The sequence below is a fragment of the Gordonia sp. UBA7860 genome, from assembly GCF_002500165.1.
Lineage (GTDB): Bacteria > Actinomycetota > Actinomycetes > Mycobacteriales > Mycobacteriaceae > Gordonia > Gordonia sputi.
Map to the genome: position 1 here is coordinate 1 of NZ_DLSO01000197.1, position 18,034 is coordinate 18,034.

The window sequence follows — 18,034 nt, forward strand, 5'->3', positions numbered from 1 at the left end:
TCGACAAGCTCGATCAGCGGAAGAGTGGCTCGATCAGCGGTGGACCAGCTCGATTGGCGAAAGCCGCCGCTCCCGCTCGGCTTTTCGCCGAGCGGGAGCGAACCGTTTGCGCGGCGCAGGTCAGGGCACGTAGTTGAAGGTGTCCGGGTCGGGGCCGCGGCGCTTGTTCTTGTTGAGGCCGTCGATGGCTGCGACGTCGTCGCCGGACAGCTCGAAGTCGAAGATGTCGAAGTTCTCCTCGACGCGCGAGCGGGTGACCGACTTGGGGAAGATGATGTCGCCGCGCTGGATGTGCCACCGCAGGGTGACCTGGGCAGTCGACTTACCCTTCTCCTCGGCGATCTTCTTCAGGACCGGGTCGTCGAGGACGTCGCCTTGCGCGATCGGCGACCACGCCTCGGTCGCGATGCCGTGGTCGGCGTTGAATGCCCGCAGATCGTCCTGCGTCAGATAGGGGTGCACCTCGATCTGATTCACCGCGGGCACGATCTCGGTCTCGGCGAAGAGCCGCTCGAGGTGGTGCTTCTGAAAATTCGACACTCCGATGGCTCGCGCCTTGCCGTCGGCGTAGATCTTCTCCAGCGCCTTCCATGTCTCGACGAAATCCCCGACCTCCGGCAGCGGCCAGTGGATCAAGAACAGGTCGACGGCGTCGACGCCCAGGTCGGCGAGCGTCTGGTCGGTGGCCTTGAGTGCGTCGTCGTACGCGTGGAATCCGTTGTTGAGCTTGCTGGTGATGAACACCTGGTCGCGCGGGATGTCGGACCCGTTGACGCCCTCACCGACCTGCTTCTCGTTGCCGTACATCTCGGCCGTGTCGATGTGGCGGTAGCCGACGTCGAGCGCGGTCCGCACCGCGTCGACCGTCTTCTCCGGCTCGATCTGGAACACACCGAAACCGAGCTGCGGGATCTCGACGCCGTTGTTGAGGGTGATGAGTGGGACTGTCATGGAACACCTTTCGCGTCTATGGAACTAACAGATACATCGCGATAGCCGGGGGACTCCGTGCACGCTCGGTCTGCATGCGCGGCGTCGTGGCCGAGGCCTATCTGGCGAGATAATTCGATCCGAAGGGGTCAGGGCAGCAATACGAACTTGCCGCGCGGATGCGACGACAAGATGTCGTCGAGTGCCTTGGCGGCCTGGTCCAACGGATACGTCCGGGCGACGTCTGTCACCAGAGCGCCCGATGCCGCGTCTGTGATGAGGTCGTCGATTGCGTTGCTGCGGTTCTCTTTGCTCTGCGGAGTGGAACCGTTGATCAGCACGATGCCGTCGTCGCCGCGTCCGAACGCCGCGATGCTGACGATGCGGTCGCGGTCGTCGACGAGCACGAGGGACACGTCGATTGCCTCGTCGGTGCCCACCGTGTCGATCGCCGCCGTGACCGGCTTCTCCGCAGCAGCTTGTACACGCTCGAGAAGGCCGTCGCCGTATGCGACAGGGATGGCCCCGAGTTCGCGCAGATGGTCGTGATTGGCGGGCGCGGCGGTGGCGATGACGGTAGCTCCGATCTTGCGTGCCAACTGCACCGCGATCACGCCGACCGCTCCGGCGCCGCCGTGGATGAGCACGGTGTCGTCGGCGCGCACGCCGGCGGTGGCGATCGCGTCGGCCGCGGTGACACCTGCCAGCAGGAGACTCGCCGCATGTTCGTCATCGAGTCCTGCCGGTTTGCGGTGAACCGACTTCTCATTGACGACGACGTGGTCGGCGTAGGCGCCTGAGATCGGGTAGGCGATGACCTCGTCGCCGACCGCGAAGCCAGGTGTCTGGCCGTCGAGTGGATCGCCGACGGCACGGACGACGCCTGCGAGTTCGTTGCCGATAGGAATGGGAAGTTTCGATTCGTCGGTGCCCATCACTCCGCGCACGGTCTTGGCGTCGGCGGGATTGACGCCGATCGCCGTGACATCGATGACGACTTGTCCTGGGTCGGGGAGTGGCAATTCGGCTTTCACGATCTCGACGACCGTCGAAGGTTCGCCGTATTCGTTGGCCACAGCCTGCCGCGCGGTGACGGCGGCCGACTCGATGTCGAGAGTGTTCTCGTTGGTCGGTGTCTTCGCTGAGTCAGTAGTCGAGGAGTCTGAGTTCGTTGAATCGGCCATAACTGTTTCAAGGCGTAGGCACCGTCGCGCTATTCCGATCCGAAGGTCACCGTCCGGTGTCGATCGCTGTACTCGGACAGCAGCGGATGAGAGAAAGTCTTCTTAAATTGGTAACTGATTAGTTACCATTTGCTGTGTGCAGGACATCTTCGACGCATTGGCAGACCCGGTCCGACGACGCATTCTCGACCACATCGCGACGGCGCCGATGCGCGTGATCGACCTCACGCGTGAATTGTCTACCGAGGCGACGATTTCGCGACCCGCCGTGAGTAGGCACCTGCGGGTGCTCGACGACGCGGGACTTGTCTGCGTCGAGGACAGGGGACGCGAGCGGCTGCATCGATTGCGTCCGGCGGCGCTCGACGAGGTGACGAAGTACGTCGCCTCCCTGACATCGCTCGATCGGCCACAGAGCGAGGTGTTGCCACCGATCAGTCAGCATGCCCTCGATGCGCTCGCCACCGAGGTGTACAGAACCCGCAAAGACTGCGCGAAAGGCGAGCGGTCACTGCGGCGATCCCATGGGAAAGAGGAGGCGGGATGATCCCCGAACCGACGGGACGATACCGAAAACTGAGTGAGCGCAACGTTATCGAGTTCGAACGCGAGTTCCGTGCGTCGATAGAGGACGTGTGGGCTGCGGTCACCGAATCCGACAGGTTGGGGCGATGGTTCGGCACCTATACCGGCGACCCTGAATCCGGTCGGGTCGAACTCGTGATGACCGCCGAAGGCGACGACGTGGCGTCGACTCCATGGAACATCGTCGAGTGCACACCGCCCCGGATTCTGCAGGTGGTGTCGGAAGATGAAGGGCTCGTATGGGATCTGCGCGTCGAATTGAGCGAGGTCGACGGACTCACCACGCTGGTTATGCGGCAGATCTTCGACGACACGGGCGGCGTCGAGACCGTTGGTCCCGGCTGGGAGTACTACCTTGATCGGCTGGTCGCGGTCGTGGTCGGAGCCGGCGTCGAGGACATCGATTTCGACGACTACTATCCGGCGCAAGCCGAGCACTACCGGCGTATCGCCGAGCAGATGACCGACGCTGATTGACTCAGCGCTGAAACCACGCCTCCGAGGTGTCGGCCAGTGCCTTCTCGATGCGCAGCTTCGACGTCTCGGAAAGGCTCGAGGGCAACGCATCTGGCGCGAACCACGCGACATCGGTGTTCTCGTCGTCGGCTGCGCGTGGCGTACCTGCGACGTGGCGGACCAGGAAACACACGTCGAGGTATTGCGTCTGATCGCCGTTGGGATAGGTGACCATCGGAGTGACGTCGACGCTGGTCAATCGAACCACCTCCGCGTCGACGGCGGTCTCCTCTGCGATCTCCCGGATGATCGCTCGTGCCGGCTGTTCTCCCGGTTCGAGCACGCCGGAGACGACTGCCCATTCGGCCGTGTCGGCGCGCTGCGTGAGCAGGATGTGTCCGCGGTCGTCACGGACCACTCCGCTCACACCGGAGAGCCATAGCGGCATATGCCCTACGTGGGAGCGCAGTTCGGTGATGAATCCGGGAATCGGCATGAGGCCATCTTGCCGTGGTCGGTTCGTTTTGTGTCGTAGGTCCTCGGGTCGTGCGGTGGAGTGGCAGGATCGGCTACGAACGATCCGGGTCGAGCGTGCGGCGGGAACATGCAGGCGAAAGGTGTAATCGATGCGCGGTAGAGGTGTCTTCGGGGTGCTGGTCGGCATCGGACTGGTCGGGGTTGTGTGGGCGATTGTCGACGTTGTCGATCGCGGCTGGTCGAGTGTTCCGGGTAGCACGTGGGTGTGCGCGGTGCTCGGGCTGGTGCTCGTCGTCTTCGCGCTGTATCGGGAGTTCGGCGGGTCTCCGCTGATCACTGTCGACCACGAGAACATCGCCGAGGAGTACGAGGCGCAGAAGCGCGCCGACGGCCTGGAGGCCAACTGGATCACCAAGCCCGGGTATGCGGACGCACAGACCGACGCTGCACTCGGCCGCGATGAACCGGAGAAGAAGTAGCTGCGACACGGACCTTGTCGAGTATGTGTTCGACGAATCTGTCGGTGGTGGGTGCTTCACTGTGGTGTGCGCGTGTAAGAGCGCATCCGATCGCCGAGATGAGGCATGGCAAAATGAACACCCCTACTACGCACAATGTGTCGCGCGGGCCGTCCGCATCGCCCGGTTGGGCGGAGATGCGGACGTGGCTGATCCGGGAGCTGGGCGCGATGCCGAACGCGGCTGTACTCGATCTCGGACCCGCGGGACTCGACACCACAGTTGCCCCTGACGCCGACGTCGAGTGCGCCCAGGTGCACGTCCTGCACGGCGATGTCTACCTGGTGAGATTGTCGACTGCCCTGATGGAGCGTCCTCGACTTTCCGGCTATTCGGTACCGCGGTCGGTGCGCAATCGGTGGCGCCTCGACGACCGCTTCGACGACTGCACCCACGGTTATCTCGTGAGCGCCTCTGCAGAACTCATCGCCGACATCTGCATCGGCTGGTTCCGGGACCGGTGTGCGTGGGGCAATCCGGCATCCCTCGGGTGGAGTTACACCGCGCCGCAGCCGGCTCGGGGATGCCCCTGATCTTTCCCCCAGATCGGTTCCGAACAGGTGATTTCCCTGCAGATCTCGCGCATCGTGGAGTCATGACCACTTCATATGACAGCACCAGCACATCGTCGAACAGCAATAACAACAACGGCTCGGGAATGGGCTTCTGGAAGATCCTGGGGATCGTTGTCGTGGCGCTGATTGCGCTCGCGATCATCGGCCCGGTACTCAAGGGACTCTTCTGGGTCGGGCTCATCGCCCTCGCGATCTACGGCGGCTACATGCTCTTCCGGTCGTCGCGGTCCTCGAGGTCGAGTGGTGGTTCATCGGGCTTCTGAGGACGGCAAACGATCACCCGCGAATTCGCTAGCGCGACAGCATGATTCAGTTCAGCGGATTCGGTGAGGTGTGGGACGTCCAACTCCCGCGCGAGATGGTCACCAGGTTTGTTACGTGCGTACCATTGTCCGGTGTCCGTTGACAGCGATGCCGTACCGGTGACCCGGCTCCTGGTGCAGACCGGCCCGGATGCGCCCGACCCAGCCGTGATGAGCGAGTCGACCACGCTCGCCGAACCGATCCACCCACCAGGGGCCGCACAGGACTCCGAAACGACCGGGTCCGCGGACCCCGCCGAGTGCCCAGACGACTCGGCGGGGATCGCCGACTCGACTGGGATTGCTGCCGGCTTTGCCGACCAGGCCGATTTCGGCGCCGTCACAGGCGAAATCGATACGCGAACGGGCGAGTTCTTCACCCGGATGAATCGTCGTGATCGGCCCGGAGCCACGTCGACCCGTCTGGGTGGACACAGCGCGCACAGTCCGCGCAGCGCCGGCGCGGCACGGCGTCGACGATCAAGTGAAGCTGCGCGGGCGGTGGATGCCCCGGTGCCGATTCTCGACCGACTCACCCGCATGGCGGTCTCCGCGCATCGGGTCACCGATCCGATGTCGGTGCCCGGCGAGATCACCATCGACCTCGACGACGCCTGGCAGGCCGCACAGTCGCCGGGATGTCTGCGCCTATTCGTCGCGGGAAACGGTTGTGAAGGCACCATCGCGATCGTGCTCACCCGGTTCATCGTCGACCATCACACCGACCTCGGTGCACTTCTCGACCATGCGCCCGTCGAGGCCCGCGCCCTGCCGGGCTGGGACGAAGACGACGTCGTCACCACTGCTCGAGGGTTTCGCACGGAGGGTGCGTCGCTGCAGACGGGGACGTACCTCGATCTCGGCGAGCGCAGGTTCTGCGCACTGCGATACGAGGTCTTTGCGCGTGGGAACGTCGCGTACCTGGTCCACACGACCGGCATAGTGCCGCTCCGCGAAGGGCGCGAGCTGTGTCGTGAGGTCGTCGCCGCGGTCAGCAGCGTGGGGCTCGACGACTGAGCTCGGGGTAGTCGGGGTTTCGAGGTGACGCCCGGGGTGGATCAACGAGGGGGAGAGCAATGGTGAGTCGTGCCGATCGCGTCGTCGACTTGGAGTCGGTACTCGCTGCGGAAGCCCAGTTCGTCGACGATCCGACCGACCAGGGTTGGCTGACCGCGACGGCAGCGGGTGAACGGGTCTACGTGCGGATGGGCGATTTTCCCGACGAGGATCTCTGGTCACTCTGGCTCGGCGACGGTCGGTGGATGGATTTCACCGTGCCTCCTGCTCGCTGGAACCTGCGGGTCCGCGCTGCCCGCTGGTCGGCCGACGCCCGGGAACGACTCCCGAAGAACGAGTTTCACGACTGAGGGTGGTCTCGACAGGCTCCACCAGCGGGCATGAGCTCAGCCGGAGGAGTGGGGTTGCTCCGGCCCAAATGTGTGTCGAACGTAAGGATGTGGGTGCTGCAGCACCCACATCCTCACAAACGACACACATCTACCGAGCCAGGCCACCCCGGGGCGAGGACCGGTGCCGCGGGATGGTCTCGACAAGCTCGACCAGCGGATCGACTTGACCCGTGGATCGGGCTCGACCAGCGGATCGGCTCGACCAGCGGATCGGGCTTGACCCGCGGATCGGGCTCGACCGGCGGCGGCGTCAGGAACGGCGCGACGAGTCGGGGGTCACCAGTTCGCCGGGCATCTCGCTCGCGTCGGCGGCGACGGCGGCGAGCTCTTCGCCGAGTGATTCGGCAGGCTGATGCGACTCCGCGGCGGCACCGTCGACCGTCTCGACCTTCATCGTCTTGCTGCCGGTGAACAGCGACGCGATCGCGCCGATCACGCAGCAGATCATGGCGAAGGTGAACGCCGCGGTGAGGCCGTCGGAGAACGGATCGCTGATCAGGTGCGGGAAGAAGTTGAGCCCGGTGAGGTGATCGGCGCTGGCCTGCGGAAGTGACTGCAGTGCCTGGCCCCCGACCTCCTTGATCGGGTTGTACCCGAGGAACGCGGCGAACAGAATGCCGACCGTCGGCAGGTGCGCGATTCCGTTGGCAGCTTCCGACGGCATGCCGTTGGACGTGAGTCCGCTGTACATGGCCGTCGGCAGGTGCTGGCTCAGACCCGCGATCATCAGCGAGAAGAAGAGGCCGATCGACAACACCATCGCAGCGTTCTGGAACGTCGTCATCATGCCCGCGCCGGAACCACGAGACGTGATCGGAAGGCTGTTCATGACCTCCGCTCGGTTCGGCGAGGCGAACAGGCCCATGCCGACGCCGTTGATCAGCAGGATCAGTGCGAACACCCAGTAGTCGAAGTCGACGGGGATCGCGATGAGTGCCGCGAAGGTGCCTGCAGTGATGAGCATGCCGAGCGTGGTGAACCACTTGGTGCCCAGCTTGTCGCTGAGCGCGCCCGACACCGGTGCGCTGAGGAGGAAGCCGATGGTCATCGGAACCATGTAGATACCTGCCCACAGCGGGGTGCGGCTGTAGTCGTAGCCGTGCTGCGGTAGCCAGATTCCCTGCAGCCAGATGATGAGCAGGAACTGCAGTCCACCACGACCGATCGACGCCATCAGGTTGGCGAGGTTGCCGTATGCGAAGGAGCGGTTGCGGAACAGAGAGAGTTCGAACAACGGGCTCGCGACCTTGGTCTCGATCAGCACGAAGATGGCCAGGACGATGACACCGCCGATCAGGCCGGCGAGGACCCACGGGTTCGTCCACCCCATGTTCGAGGTGCCGTAGGGCTGGATGCCGTAGGTGATGGCGATGAGGATCGCGACCAGGCCGACGGCGAAGGTGACGTTGCCCCACCAATCCATCTTGGCGTGCTTGCGGACACCGGTGTCACGCAGCTTGAGGTAGGCCCAGATGGTTCCGACGACGCCGAAGGGCACTGAGACCAGGAAGATGTAATGCCACTGAATCGGCGCGAGCAAACCGCCGACGAGCAGGCCGAGGAACGAGCCTGCGATGGCTGCGACACCGTTGATGCCCATTGCCAGACCACGCTGGTTCGGTGGGAAGGCGTCGGTGAGGATGGCCGACGAGTTGGCCATCAGGAACGCTCCTCCGACGCCCTGAATGATGCGCCAGAAGATCAGCCAGATAGCTGCCTCGCTGCCGTCGAACCAGGTGATCGCCAACAGGATCGACGAGACGGTGAAGATGGCGAAGCCCATGTTGTACATCCGGGCGCGACCGAACATGTCACCGAGTCGTCCGAAGCTCACCACCAGCACCGCGGTGACGACGAGGAATCCCATCATCATCCACAGCAGGTAGCTGGTGTTCTCGGGGAGAAGCGGATTGAGGTTGATGCCCTTGAAGATGTCAGGCAGCGCGATGAGCACGATCGATGAGTTGATGGTCGCGATCAGCATGCCGAGCGTCGTGTTCGACAGCGCTATCCACTTGTAGTGGGGATCGTGAGCGGGAGCCTGTGCCGGTTGGGCGGACCCGGCGCCGTTAACCGCAGTGGTCATGTGAATCCTTTTGCAAAGTCAGTGAACGGAGGAAGTCGTCAGTGGAGATATCTGGTGGTGGGGATGGGGGGCACTCCGCGGAGCAGGTGATGCCGTCAGGTCGAGATCTCCTCTGCCAGCGCGTCGGCGAGATCCTCGATGGCCGCGTGGACGCGCTCTCGCTGCTGAGAATCGAGCCGCTCCATCGCGGCTCCGAGTAACTGGGCTTTTTTGGTACGAGCGTGCGTGATCACATCCGCGCCTTCGGGGGTTGCCACCAGGAGACGCGCCCGACCGTCCTCGGGATCGGGTGTCCTGGTCACGTACCCGAGTTGCTCGAGGCTCGCGACGAGGCGTGAGATCGTCGGCAACGCGACCGACTCACGCTCGGCAAGTGCCGACATGCGCAGCGGGCCGTGCGCGTTGATCGTCCAGAGCGCCGATGCCGTTCCGACGCTGAGATTGCCGGTCCCACTGGTGCGAAGTGCGCGGGTGACGCGAACCAGATGATGGTGCAGCACCGCGACGTCGTTGGTGCCTGCCCCGTCGAGCGTCGTGGAGATGATTGAAGTGGAGTCGGACAGGGTGATCACCTTCTTTGTCAATCGTGCTCGATTGGTCGAACTTGTCGATAACTGTGTTGTTTTCCGGGCTACGAATGCCCTGATGACGAGAAGTCGGTCAAGGGACCCAGCCACGATCAATATAGTTGCTTGATGCTAAGTAATCGAATCGTAAACTCGGCGAAGGGTGTTCGCTCGAGGGGTGTCTGTGCTTCGGGAGGAATGAGCCGTCGGCGTCGGTACGTTGGATGTGGCGACCCATTCACCGACGAAACGAGGACTCTCATGACCCAGGTGATCATCATCGGCGGACACGGCAAGATCGCACTGCGACTGGCCAAGATCTTGAGCGACAGGGGAGACAAGGTCACCTCCGTCATTCGTAACGACGCCCAATCCGACGACGTCTCGGCGACCGGCGCGGAGCCGCTGCTCGCAGATGTGGAGAAGCTCGACACAGCCGGCCTCGCCTCGGTCCTGGCGGGACAGGACGTCGTCGTGTGGTCGGCAGGTGCTGGTGGTGGAAGTCCAGAACGCACCTACGCCGTCGACCGGGATGCGGCCATCCGGTCGATGGATGCGGCGAAAGCGGCAGGCGTCAACCGATACATCATGGTTTCGTACTTCGGCGCCGGACCCGATCACGGTGTGCCGGAAGGTGATTCGTTCTACGCGTACGCGGAATCGAAGGCCGAGGCCGACGAGTATCTGAAGAAGACCGACCTGGAATGGACGATTCTCGGACCGAGTGCACTCACGGACGACCCGGGCACCGGCCGCATCGACGTCACGCACAAGGGCGACTGGACGAAGGGGCACACCAGCCGCGACAACGTCGCGCAGGTCGCGGCGGCCGTGATCGTCGAGCCGTCGACCATCGGCACGTTCATCGAGTTCAACGACGGCTCCACGCCGATCGCGGAGGCCATCAAGCCAGCATAATCGGGTGGTGACCCCTGACCTCGGTGATCCAGTGAGTGGCAGACTCAACGCCCTCGGCAGACTCGGCGACATCGTCGGGTCGTCGCACGTCCTCAGCGACGCCGATGCGATGGCGGGTTACCTCACCGACTGGACAGGTCGCTGGACCGGCAGCGCCGTCGCGGTTGTCAGACCCCGCACCACCGAGGAGGTGTCCGCGGTCGTCGGGCTGTGCGCCGACGAAGGTATCGCGATCTGTCCGCAGGGCGGCAATACCGGGCTTGTCGGCGGGTCGATCCCGCCCGCCGACGCCTCGACTCCTGCGATTGTGCTGTCGACCGCACGTATGACCGACATCGACGAGATCGACACGGTCGGTCGCAGCGTCGGCGTGCAGGCAGGGCTGACGCTTGCGGCACTCGATGCGCGGGCGTCGAGTGTGGGTCTCCGGTTCGGCGTCGATCTCGCGTCGCGCGAGTCGGCAACGCTCGGCGGAATGGTGGCGACCAACGCGGGCGGCACCCGAATGATCCGGCATGGCAACACCCGCAGTCAGCTACTCGGGATCGAGGCCGTGCGCGCAGATGGACAGGTCCTGCGCCGCTGGCGCAACCTCGTGAAAGACAATGTGGGATACGACATTCCGGGCCTGCTCGCGGGGAGCGAGGGAACCCTGGCCGTCATCACGCGCGTGCTCGTCCGCCTCGTTCCGACGACCGGAGCGACCGTCGTATTCATCGCTGCGATCGACGACGTATCGGTTGCACTCGCGCTGATCGACGCCGTATCCGATGCCGGCCTGACTACAGAGGCCGCGGAAATCATGACCCAGGCGGGCGTCGACCTGGTGCACGAGCACGGAGTCCGACGGCCCGTGTCGACTCCCGCGCAGTTCTATGTCCTCCTGGAGGTCTCGGGTCCGCACGACGCGGAAGACGTTGTGCTGCAAGTGCTTGACGGTCAGTCGAGCGTCGTCGACGCGGTCGTGGAACCGGGTCCTTCGCGCGATCTGTGGCTCGTACGTGAGAGTCATACCGAATCCATTGCGCGGTCGACGACGACGCCGGTGGTCAAGCTCGACGTCTCGGTTCCGCTGCGGGAATTGCCGGTGGCCTTCGATGAGCTCGCCGCCATCGCTGATGACGATTGTCGGCCAATCCTTTTCGGGCACGTGGGCGACGGGAACATCCACGTGAACCTGCTCGACGTCGCCGAGAAATCGGTGGAATCGTTGAGTGACAAGGTGTTTCGAATCGTCTCCGCCCACGGCGGCAGCATCAGCGCGGAACACGGAATCGGCCGCGCGAAAGTCGCCTGGACCGGACTCGGTCGATCGGCAGTCGACCTCGACACGATGAGGGCGATCAAGGCTGCGCTCGATCCGTCGGGGCTTCTCAACCCGGGAGTTCTCTTCGGGTAGCGACCGCATCGCGGTGTTCTGAAATGCCTGATCTTTTGAATTGCCCCTGCCACGAATTGCCCGCATTAGCGCCGACCACCTCGAACAGGCGATGCGAGCGGCGACACACTCGGTTGAGCAACTACTGACCGACCACATGACCGGTCTTGCGCCCCCATTGGCCCCTATGCTCAATCGCGAATTTATGATCAAAACCAGTCAATTCACGGGGGAATCAGTGCTGCGCAACGGATTTCGTATTTGTCCGATTCGTTCACGTCGCATCGGGTCGACGGTCGTCACGGCAGTGTCTGCGGCGCTCCTGGCCGCAGCGCTTCTCGCGCCGACGGCGGATGCGGCGACAAGCGTCGGTGCAGACCCCGTGGGTAGCGGTCCCGTACAGTCCAACTTCCGCGCGGCGGCACGATTCTCGAATCCCGAAGCGAATCCACCGGGCGCAAACAACTGGGCCTGTCGACCATCTGCTGCCCATCCGCGTCCCGTCGTTCTGGTGCATGGAACCTGGGAATCGGCGTATCAGACTTGGGCAGGCTTTGCGCCGGTGCTTGCGAGGCACGGATTCTGTGTCTTCGCACCGAACCTGGGAATACTGTCTGCGACCGATGGTGGCGGAATACCCGCACGGCAGCACGGCGGCGAGTACGGCGCGGGCCACGTCGACGAGTCGTCGGCACAGCTTGGTGCGTTCGTTGATCGGGTGCTGCGGGCGACCGGTGCGCGCCAGGTCGATCTCGTCGGCCACTCTCAGGGCGGTGTCATCGCGCGCGGCTACCTGAAGTTCCACGGTGGTGCGGATGCGTCGAATCCTCAGCGCAACAAGGTGTCTCACGTGGTGACAATGGTCGCGACCAATCATGGTACGACGATGAACGGATTGGTCGGTCTCGAGAACGATCTCCGGGCAGTGAGCATCGACATGAGCTCCGAGGTTGGCGCAGCGTCGGGCCCCGCCGGTGCGGATCAAGAGGTGGGGTCGGCGTTCATCACTCGACTCAACCGCGGTGGTGACACTCTGCCGGGAATCGGCTACACGGTGCTCACCACTATCTACGACGAGGTCTCCACGCCGTACACGGCTTCGTTTCTGACGGCTGGTCCCGGTGCCCGCGTCGAGAACATCGTGATCCAGAACGGCTGCGCCGACGACCACACCGAGCACACCGACTTCACCTACTCGCCACGAGCGCAGTCCCTGGCGCTGCGGGGCCTCGGCGCCGACGCCCCGGTGGTGTGCGTCGCACGGTGACGGCCGGTGGGGATCACACTTAGTTGAGATCACCGTGATTCATGGTCTGGGCTCATCGGCGTGGTGGTGCGTAGCGTCGAATAACCGTGACTGCGACTCCCACGACCGCATCTGATCCGCTCGCCGGATCGCCGAACGCCGCGAGCACGCCGAACGCCGCGAGCACGCCGACCGCTGCAAGCGCGGAGCCGCGGACAGACGAGACCGACGGCGAGCGGCGTCGGCGGTTGCGGACCGTCGCGGTGGCGAGTCTGCTCGGGACGACCGTCGAGTGGTACGACTTCTTTCTGTACGCGACCGCGGCGAGTCTTGTCTTCAACACGGTGTTCTTCCCGCACCAGAGCGGATTCGTCGGCACTCTGCTCACGTTCGCGACCTTCGCCGTGGGGTTCGTGGTGCGTCCGATCGGCGGCGTCGTGTTCGGTCACATCGGTGACCGGATCGGCCGGAAGAAGACGCTGGCGTTGACGATGGTGATGATGGGCCTCGCGACCGCACTGATGGGCGTGCTGCCGACGGCCGCGCAGGTCGGGATCGTCGCACCGATCCTGCTCCTGGTACTCCGCGTCGTGCAGGGGTTCGCGCTCGGCGGGGAGTGGGCGGGTGCGGTCCTGCTCGCCGTCGAGCACAGTCCGCGGGGGCGTCGAGGCTTCTTCGGTTCGATTCCGCAGATCGGTCTGGCGCTCGGCCTCGCACTGGGCACGGCGATGTTCGCGCTGTTGCAGGTGGTTTTCGACGACGACGCGTTCCTCGCCTACGGATGGCGCATCGCCTTCCTCGGCAGCATCGTGTTGGTCGTCATCGGGTTCGTGGTGCGCCTGAAGGTCGACGAGACGCCCGCCTTCCGGGAGGTCGACAAACTCTCCCAGAAATCGTCTGCGCCACTCAAGGAGGTGGTGCGTCGACCGTATACGCGCAACACCGTGCTCGGGCTGCTCGCTCGCTGGGGTGAAGGGTCGGCGTTCAACACCTGGGGTGTGTTCGCGATCGCCTATGCGACAACACAACTCGTTCTGCCCAAGGTCTCGGTGCTGATCTCGGTGACAATCGCCTCGCTGGTGATGGCCGTGCTGCTACCGGTGTCGGGCGTGCTCACCGACCGGTTCGGCCCCAAGCGCGTGTACCTGGCGGGCATGATCGCCTACTCGCTTGCGGTGTACCCGGTGTTCGCGCTCTTCGGCACCGCCGACCTCATCTGGTTCACCGTGGGACTCGTGGCGGTGTTCGGCGTGGTGCACGCCCTGTTCTATGGCGCGCAGGGCACGCTGTTCGCGAGCCTGTATCCGACGCCGGTCCGCTACACCGGGCTGTCGGTGGTGTATCAGTTCTCCGGCATCTACGCGTCGGGTCTCACGCCGCTCATCTTGACCGCGCTGCTCGGCGCGGCGGGTGGCACGCCGTGGCTGGCCGCGGGCTACCTGGTGCTGACCGGACTGATCAGCGTCGTCGCCACCTCGCTGATCCGCCGCAGCGACCAGTTCTTCTAGGAGATCATCGAGCGCGCGCAGTCGTCGCGTGGTGATTGGGGTGTTGTGCGCGGGAGACGACAGGGAATGGCGCGGGTGTTCGAGGTGGTTGGCAGTGTCGTGCAGAACGTTTCCGACACGGCCAGTGACGCAGAGATGTCGCTGCTGCCGCTTCTCGACCAACGAGTGAGCGCATCGAACTTCGACGGGGCGTACGAGATCCTGCCGCACACTATGAGGCAACACCATGTCGGCGATAGGTCGGGTTGCCCGCGGCGTCGATCCACGTATCAATGCCGCCGGTGGCGCGACCTCGGCATCGGACCGCCGCTCGCCGTCTGACATCACGTTCGCACGGCATCACGCGGGCGTGGACGGGCGGGTGTGAGGCCCGGCCGGCACCTACAGCGCCGCGAGAACCTCCGACGATTCGACGGGCAGCGAGAACATCGGATAGTCGAACGAGATGGCGTTTTCGTGTTCGGCCGGCGACGTCGCGGCGGTGCAGTCGGTCAGCGTGATGACGCGGTAGCCGTTCTCGTAGCCTGATCGCATCGTCGACTCGACGCAGCAGTTGGTGAGGAATCCGGCGAGGATGATCGTCTCGATTCCCTTGCTGCGCAGAATGAAATCGATGTTGGTGCTCGCGAAGGTGTCGAGGCCGCGCTTGCCCTCGATGAGGATGTCGCCCTCCGTCGGGGTGAGATCGTCGACGATCGCGGCACCCCACGTGCCCTTCACGAAGGCGTTGCCGTCGACGACGCCCTTGAGGATTCCGTACGGGTGTCGGGTCAGTTCGCCGTAGCCCGGCGCGAAGGTGATGGGTGCGTGCATGATCGTCACGCCTGCGGCGCGGGCCTTGTCGACGAGTGTGACGGTGTTGGACAGCATCCCCGTCGAGTCCATGACCTCGGCGACGGCGTCGTGCAGAACGCCTCCGTCGCTGGTGAACTCGTTCTGGTACTCGATGAGAACCAGTGCGGTGGTTGCTGGGTCGAGGGTGAGCGTGTCGTCGGCCATGAATACTCCCAGTGTGCAGTGATCGGGGTCACAAGAATTCAACTGCGTGCTGGGTCGTCGCGCAAGGTTGTCGGTGAGCGCGCGTCCCCGCCGAATCGGTGAGACGATGCAGACGTGACGACCGATCAGGTGAGTGACCGGCTGGCCGAGCTCGCACAGCGCTGCGGAGTGAGTATCGGCTACACCGGTTGGGATCAGGAGTATCACGAGGTATCGCGGGACACGCTGGTTGCGGTGCTCGCATCGCTCGACGTCGCGGCAGGCACCGACGTCGAGATCGAGCAGTCCCTGGCAGAACTCGACGTCGCCCCGTGGCGGTCCTTCCTGCCCCCGGTCACCGTTGTCACCGAGGGTGATGACACGACATTTGCTGTGCACGTTCCGCACGGCGATCCGGTTGCGGTCTGCATCCGAACGGAATCGGGGGACACGCTCACGCCGACACAGCTCGACGTATGGATTCAACCGCGGGACGTCGATGGTGTGCTCACCGGGCGGGCGACGTTCGCGTTGCCGTCGGATCTGCCGCAGGGCTATCACGAGATCGTCGCGGCCAATCCGGCGCGCGACGTCAACGCGACTGCACCCTTGATCGTCACACCACGTCGGCTCTCGACCGCAGACGACCTGCTCGGCGCGCAACAGTGGGGGCTGGCACTGCAGCTGTACTCGGTGCGTTCGGCGTCGTCGTGGGGGGTCGGCGACTTTGCCGACCTCGCCCAGGTATGCGAGGTCGCGGGCAGTGTCTACGGCGCCGACTTCGTGCAGGTCAATCCGATGCATGCCGCGTCACCACGCCCACCTGTCGAGGCATCGCCATACCTGCCTGCGACGCGTCGTTTCGTCAATCCGCTCTACATCAGGATCGAGGAGATCCCCGAGACCGACGATCTGCCGAAGGCGCAACGCAAGTGGATCAAGGGACTGCAGAAAGAGTTCTTCACCGACGACCTCGATCCGTCGAGAATCAAGCGCAACAAGTCATACCGGGCAAAGCTCGACGTGCTCGAACTCGTCCACGACGTTCCGCGCAGTAAGCGTCGAGATCACGCCTTTCTGCGGTTCCGAAAGCGAGAGGGCAAGGGGCTCAAGGGTTTCGCTACGTGGTGTGTTCTCGTAGAACGGTTCGGAAGTGATGAGACCGCCTGGCCGGACAAGGCTTCTGATCCGCGATACCTCAAGCGAATTCGCCGTCGGTACAGCGATCGCGTCGACTTCTACATGTGGTTGCAGTGGATCTGCGACGAGCAGCTGGCCGCGGCCCAACACGCGGCGATGTCGTCGGGTACGAGTATCGGGATCATCACCGATCTGGCCGTCGGCGTCGACCGTCACGGAGCAGACGCCTGGATGCTCGGGGACGTGCTGGCCTCTGGCGCGACCGTCGGCGCACCACCGGACGGCTTCAATCAGCAGGGGCAGGGCTGGAATCAGCCGCCCTGGCATCCCGGCCGACTCGCGGCGGCAGGCTATGAGCCGTATCGTGACATGCTGCGGACAGTTCTGCGGCATGCGGGTGGCCTCCGCGTCGACCACATTCTCGGGCTCTTCCGGCTGTGGTGGATTCCCGACGGTATGGGTCCCGCGGGCGGCACGTATGTCCGCTACGACCACGACGCACTGCTAGGCATCCTGGCACTCGAGGCGCAGCGGGCAGGTGCGGTGGTGATCGGTGAGGATCTCGGAGTCTTCGAGCCGACGGTGCAGACCGCGCTGGCGCAACGCGGAATCCTCGGGACGTCGATCCTGTGGTTCGAGCACGGCCCATACGCACCCATCCCGCCGGAGGAGTACCGAGAACTCTGCCTCACCTCAGTGACCACGCATGACCTGCCGCCGACGCTGGGCTACCTCGCAGGTGAGCACATCGATCTACGCGCTGAGCTCGGATTGCTCGAGACGTCCGAGTCGGAGGAACGCGCCCGTGACGCGCGCGACCGCGACGCCATCCTCGACCTCGCTCGCGCACGCGGGCTGCTCGATCCGGACATCGCGCTGACGAGTGCTGAGACCGTGGAAGGGCTGTATCGGCTCATCGCGGCAAGCCCGTCGGTGCTGCTCGGCGTGGCACTCGTCGACGCCGTCGGGGAGCGTCGGATTCAGAACCAACCGGGCACCGACAGCGAGCAATACCCCAACTGGTGCATCCCCCTCGCAGACGAGGACGGGACCGTCGTGCTGGTCGAGGATCTCGCCAGCAGTCGTCGGTTCGCCGACCTCGTCGCGGCCCTGGTGGGAGAGGGCGTCGGCGCGCATCGACGCTCGCTGCTGTAGGACTGACCGGCCGAGGTCTGACTTACCGGGATCGGTTGGCCTGAAGCGCAATCATGCGAAGGCGCGGGCGTTCTCGCGTCGCACGGCCACGGCGGTCAACACCAGCGCGATGAGCGCGAGCACACCGACGGCCACATTGAACACGACCCCCGACGTCTTGAGTCCCCAGTGCGATGCCGCGATACCCTCGCCGACGATGGGGATCGAGATGGCGACGTACGCGACGACGAAGAACGTCGACATCACCTCGGCGCGACGATCAGCGGGACTTGCGGCGACGACCGACGCGAGTCCCTTGCTGAACGAAAGGCCTTGTCCCGCACCGGCAATCAATGCTCCGATGACGAGCAGCGTGAACGAGGCGGCGAGTAGTCCGCCCACCAGGACGGCCATGCCGACGACCAGGAGCGCACAGCCCGCGATCAGTGCGTTCGGTGGGGATCGTGCGACCCGCGATCTGCGCTGCGGCGGACGCGCCGAACAGGAGGAACACCAGACTACCGGCGAGTGCGGGCGAGTGGATGCCGAGCACGTGCGAGACGAACGACGGGGTGACGCCGGTGAATGTGCCCATCACCGCGAAACCTGCGAAGGCCGCGATCGCGGCACGTGCGAAGACCGCG

Annotated in this window: 18 protein-coding genes and 1 pseudogene; 12 read left to right on the forward strand and 7 right to left on the reverse strand. The window is 64.5% G+C overall.

Annotation, left to right across the window (positions count from 1 at the left end; translation table 11 throughout):
- Positions 1-120: 120 nt before the first annotated feature.
- Both B3T59_RS23405 and B3T59_RS23410 read right to left on the reverse strand, forming a co-directional pair.
- Complete coding sequence (locus B3T59_RS23405; protein ID WP_064862359.1) at positions 121-951, reverse strand: aldo/keto reductase; 831 nt, start codon at positions 949-951, stop codon at positions 121-123.
- A gap of 128 nt (positions 952-1,079) precedes the next feature.
- Complete coding sequence (locus B3T59_RS23410; protein ID WP_064862360.1) at positions 1,080-2,114, reverse strand: NADP-dependent oxidoreductase; 1,035 nt, start codon at positions 2,112-2,114, stop codon at positions 1,080-1,082.
- A 136-nt stretch (positions 2,115-2,250) separates the two neighbouring features.
- Between B3T59_RS23410 and B3T59_RS23415 the strand changes: the two genes are divergently transcribed.
- Both B3T59_RS23415 and B3T59_RS23420 read left to right on the forward strand, forming a co-directional pair.
- On the forward strand, positions 2,251-2,661 hold the full coding sequence (locus B3T59_RS23415) for an ArsR/SmtB family transcription factor (protein ID WP_005203748.1): 411 nt from the start codon (positions 2,251-2,253) through the stop codon (positions 2,659-2,661).
- Positions 2,658-3,176 (forward strand): SRPBCC family protein, encoded by a 519-nt coding sequence (locus tag B3T59_RS23420; protein ID WP_251722855.1) that lies wholly within the window; start codon positions 2,658-2,660, stop codon positions 3,174-3,176. The genes B3T59_RS23415 and B3T59_RS23420 overlap by 4 nt, the downstream gene beginning before the upstream one ends.
- 1 nt (position 3,177) lies before the next feature.
- Here B3T59_RS23420 and B3T59_RS23425 read toward each other — a convergent pair whose 3' ends face one another.
- Complete coding sequence (locus tag B3T59_RS23425; RefSeq protein ID WP_005203743.1) at positions 3,178-3,651, reverse strand: NUDIX hydrolase; 474 nt, start codon at positions 3,649-3,651, stop codon at positions 3,178-3,180.
- Between the two features lie 130 nt (positions 3,652-3,781).
- Here B3T59_RS23425 and B3T59_RS23430 point away from each other — a divergent pair, with 130 nt between their 5' ends.
- From B3T59_RS23430 to B3T59_RS23450, 5 genes are all read left to right on the forward strand, one after another.
- Positions 3,782-4,111, forward strand: coding sequence for a hypothetical protein (locus B3T59_RS23430; protein ID WP_064862363.1), 330 nt, complete (start codon positions 3,782-3,784; stop codon positions 4,109-4,111).
- A gap of 113 nt (positions 4,112-4,224) precedes the next feature.
- Positions 4,225-4,683, forward strand: coding sequence for a hypothetical protein (locus tag B3T59_RS23435; protein ID WP_064862364.1), 459 nt, complete (start codon positions 4,225-4,227; stop codon positions 4,681-4,683).
- 62 nt (positions 4,684-4,745) lie between these two features.
- Positions 4,746-4,988: a hypothetical protein gene (locus B3T59_RS23440; RefSeq protein ID WP_039854792.1), complete on the forward strand. Its 243-nt coding sequence runs from the start codon at positions 4,746-4,748 to the stop codon at positions 4,986-4,988.
- Between the two features lie 132 nt (positions 4,989-5,120).
- The gene (locus tag B3T59_RS23445) at positions 5,121-6,044 is read left to right on the forward strand and encodes an LpqN/LpqT family lipoprotein (protein WP_064862365.1); all 924 of its coding nucleotides are present in this window, start codon (positions 5,121-5,123) and stop codon (positions 6,042-6,044) included.
- Between the two features lie 59 nt (positions 6,045-6,103).
- Positions 6,104-6,394 carry a hypothetical protein gene (locus tag B3T59_RS23450; RefSeq protein ID WP_064862366.1) on the forward strand — a complete coding sequence of 97 codons (291 nt, stop codon included), beginning with the start codon at positions 6,104-6,106 and terminating at the stop codon, positions 6,392-6,394.
- Between the two features lie 292 nt (positions 6,395-6,686).
- Here the strand turns inward: B3T59_RS23450 and B3T59_RS23455 are convergent, their stop codons facing one another.
- Together B3T59_RS23455 and B3T59_RS23460 are read right to left on the reverse strand one after the other, a co-directional pair.
- Positions 6,687-8,522 carry an MFS transporter gene (locus B3T59_RS23455; RefSeq protein WP_064862367.1) on the reverse strand — a complete coding sequence of 612 codons (1,836 nt, stop codon included), beginning with the start codon at positions 8,520-8,522 and terminating at the stop codon, positions 6,687-6,689.
- Positions 8,523-8,617: 95 nt separating this feature from the next.
- Positions 8,618-9,094: a MarR family winged helix-turn-helix transcriptional regulator gene (locus B3T59_RS23460; RefSeq protein WP_156527450.1), complete on the reverse strand. Its 477-nt coding sequence runs from the start codon at positions 9,092-9,094 to the stop codon at positions 8,618-8,620.
- Positions 9,095-9,349: 255 nt separating this feature from the next.
- On the opposite strand from B3T59_RS23460, the gene B3T59_RS23465 reads away from it, so the two are divergent.
- The 4 genes from B3T59_RS23465 (at position 9,350) to B3T59_RS23480 (ending at position 14,138) form a co-directional block, all read left to right on the forward strand.
- Positions 9,350-10,006 (forward strand): SDR family oxidoreductase, encoded by a 657-nt coding sequence (locus B3T59_RS23465; protein WP_287005269.1) that lies wholly within the window; start codon positions 9,350-9,352, stop codon positions 10,004-10,006.
- A gap of 4 nt (positions 10,007-10,010) precedes the next feature.
- Positions 10,011-11,405 carry an FAD-binding oxidoreductase gene (locus B3T59_RS23470; protein WP_376782602.1) on the forward strand — a complete coding sequence of 465 codons (1,395 nt, stop codon included), beginning with the start codon at positions 10,011-10,013 and terminating at the stop codon, positions 11,403-11,405.
- Between the two features lie 184 nt (positions 11,406-11,589).
- Entirely contained in the window at positions 11,590-12,651 is a 1,062-nt protein-coding gene (locus tag B3T59_RS23475) for an esterase/lipase family protein (RefSeq protein ID WP_231894995.1), read from the forward strand.
- A gap of 86 nt (positions 12,652-12,737) precedes the next feature.
- Positions 12,738-14,138, forward strand: a complete 1,401-nt coding sequence (locus tag B3T59_RS23480; protein ID WP_064862370.1) for an MFS transporter — start codon at positions 12,738-12,740, stop codon at positions 14,136-14,138.
- A gap of 381 nt (positions 14,139-14,519) precedes the next feature.
- Here B3T59_RS23480 and B3T59_RS23485 read toward each other — a convergent pair whose 3' ends face one another.
- Positions 14,520-15,137: a cysteine hydrolase gene (locus B3T59_RS23485; protein ID WP_005203718.1), complete on the reverse strand. Its 618-nt coding sequence runs from the start codon at positions 15,135-15,137 to the stop codon at positions 14,520-14,522.
- Between the two features lie 114 nt (positions 15,138-15,251).
- Here B3T59_RS23485 and malQ point away from each other — a divergent pair, with 114 nt between their 5' ends.
- On the forward strand, positions 15,252-17,411 hold the full coding sequence (malQ, locus tag B3T59_RS23490) for a 4-alpha-glucanotransferase (RefSeq protein ID WP_287005270.1): 2,160 nt from the start codon (positions 15,252-15,254) through the stop codon (positions 17,409-17,411).
- Between the two features lie 51 nt (positions 17,412-17,462).
- Here malQ and B3T59_RS23495 read toward each other — a convergent pair.
- A pseudogene (locus B3T59_RS23495) lies at positions 17,463-18,034 on the reverse strand (MFS transporter); the annotation flags it as partial.

Coding starts and splice junctions, on each gene's coding strand:
- B3T59_RS23430 (WP_064862363.1), top strand. CDS start 3,782: ATGCGCGGTAGAGGTGTCTTCGGGGTGCTGGTCGGCATCGGACTGGTC.
- B3T59_RS23425 (WP_005203743.1), bottom strand. CDS start 3,651: ATGCCGATTCCCGGATTCATCACCGAACTGCGCTCCCACGTAGGGCAT.
- B3T59_RS23450 (WP_064862366.1), top strand. CDS start 6,104: ATGGTGAGTCGTGCCGATCGCGTCGTCGACTTGGAGTCGGTACTCGCT.
- B3T59_RS23420 (WP_251722855.1), top strand. CDS start 2,658: ATGATCCCCGAACCGACGGGACGATACCGAAAACTGAGTGAGCGCAAC.
- B3T59_RS23485 (WP_005203718.1), bottom strand. CDS start 15,137: ATGGCCGACGACACGCTCACCCTCGACCCAGCAACCACCGCACTGGTT.
- B3T59_RS23465 (WP_287005269.1), top strand. CDS start 9,350: ATGACCCAGGTGATCATCATCGGCGGACACGGCAAGATCGCACTGCGA.
- B3T59_RS23475 (WP_231894995.1), top strand. CDS start 11,590: ATGATCAAAACCAGTCAATTCACGGGGGAATCAGTGCTGCGCAACGGA.
- B3T59_RS23405 (WP_064862359.1), bottom strand. CDS start 951: ATGACAGTCCCACTCATCACCCTCAACAACGGCGTCGAGATCCCGCAG.
- B3T59_RS23455 (WP_064862367.1), bottom strand. CDS start 8,522: ATGACCACTGCGGTTAACGGCGCCGGGTCCGCCCAACCGGCACAGGCT.
- B3T59_RS23435 (WP_064862364.1), top strand. CDS start 4,225: ATGAACACCCCTACTACGCACAATGTGTCGCGCGGGCCGTCCGCATCG.
- B3T59_RS23410 (WP_064862360.1), bottom strand. CDS start 2,114: ATGGCCGATTCAACGAACTCAGACTCCTCGACTACTGACTCAGCGAAG.
- B3T59_RS23440 (WP_039854792.1), top strand. CDS start 4,746: ATGACCACTTCATATGACAGCACCAGCACATCGTCGAACAGCAATAAC.